This window comes from Microvirga pakistanensis, from assembly GCF_004458765.1.
Classification (GTDB): Bacteria; Pseudomonadota; Alphaproteobacteria; order Rhizobiales; family Beijerinckiaceae; genus Microvirga; species Microvirga pakistanensis.
This window is the reverse complement of record NZ_SPJX01000311.1, coordinates 1-223: the sequence shown is the minus strand read 5'-3', so window position 1 is coordinate 223 and position 223 is coordinate 1. Positions and strand designations below refer to the sequence as shown.

Below are 223 nucleotides of genomic sequence, written 5' to 3'. Positions count from 1 at the left end.
GGTAAGACCAACTCCCATGGTGTGACGGGCGGTGTGTACAAGGCCCGGGAACGTATTCACCGTGGCGTTCTGATCCACGATTACTAGCGATTCCGCCTTCATGCACTCGAGGTGCAGAGTGCAATCTGAACTGAGACGGCTTTTTGGGATTAGCTCCCCCTCGCGGGTTCGCTGCCCATTGTCACCGCCATTGTAGCACGTGTGTAGCCCAGCCCGTAAGGGC

Annotated in this window: 1 rRNA gene; it reads right to left on the bottom strand. The window is 57.8% G+C overall.

The annotated features are described in order from the left end of the window. Positions 1–223: ribosomal RNA gene (locus tag E4K09_RS16800) — 16S ribosomal RNA — on the bottom strand; the annotation flags it as partial.